The sequence below is a fragment of the Flavobacterium bomense genome (assembly GCF_003970355.1).
Genome location: NZ_RYDJ01000232.1, coordinates 1 through 1,103, shown reverse-complemented (window position 1 = coordinate 1,103; position 1,103 = coordinate 1). Strand labels below are relative to the sequence as shown.

Annotated in this window: 1 protein-coding gene; it reads left to right on the top strand. The window is 37.1% G+C overall.

Going from position 1 to position 1,103, the window contains the following annotated elements; genetic code table 11:
• A partial coding sequence (locus tag EKL98_RS16965; protein WP_126563237.1) for a dihydroorotase occupies nucleotides 1–1,103 on the top strand: 1,103 nt, incomplete at both ends.

The window sequence follows — 1,103 nt, the reverse complement described above, 5'->3', positions numbered from 1 at the left end:
TTAACAAAATAGGAAAATCTCTTTCAAATACAGAAAATATCGAGGAAGTAAAACTCGATAATTTACACGTTTCAAAAGGTTGGTTTGACTCTAGTGTTTCACTTGGAGAACCTGGTTTTGAAGACCGAGAAACCATAGCAAACGGTTTGAATGTTGCTGCAAAAAGCGGTTTTACTGCCATTGCTTTGCAACCCAACTCCTACCCGATTATCGACAACCAATCGCAAATAAATTTTGTAAAAAGCAAAGCCAATGGATTTGCCACCGAACTTTTCCCAATTGGTGCTTTGACTAAAGGAAGCGAAGGAAAAGATATGGCGGAATTATTCGATATGAAAAATTCAGGTGCAGTTGCTTTTGGCGATTACAACACCAGTTTAGACAATGCCAATTTGCTGAAAATAGCCTTGCAATATGTTCAGGATTTTGATGGATTGGTCATTGCTTTTGCCCAAGATTCGAACATCAAAGGAAACGGCGTTGCCAATGAAGGAGTGGTTTCTACAAGATTGGGATTGAAAGGAATTCCAAATCTAGCCGAAGAATTGCAAATCGCCAGAAACTTGTTTCTACTGGAATATAGTGGCGGAAAATTGCATATTCCAACCATTTCTACAGCAAAATCAGTTGAATTAATCAAGGAAGCCAAAGCCAAAGGATTGAACGTTACTTGTAGCGTTGCCGTACATCATTTAGTTTTAACGGATGAAAAACTAGAAAATTTCGATACCAGATTCAAAGTTTCGCCACCGTTGCGAACAGAAACCGACAGAAAAGCATTACTTGCAGGAATTCTGGACAATACGATCGATATGATTACAACTGACCATAATCCTATTGATATTGAACACAAAAAAATGGAATTTGATTTGGCCAAAAACGGAACAATTGGTTTGGAAAGTGCTTTTGGTGTTTTGTTAACTGTATTGCCTTTAGAAAAAATTATCGAAAAATTGACTGCTGGAAAAACTACTTTTTGTCCCGAAATTTCGGGAGAATCACAAACCATTGCCGAAGGCAAAAAAGCCAATTTCAGCTTATTCAATCCTGAAGGAAAAAGCATTTTCACGAACGAAAATATCTTATCTAAATCTAAAAACTCT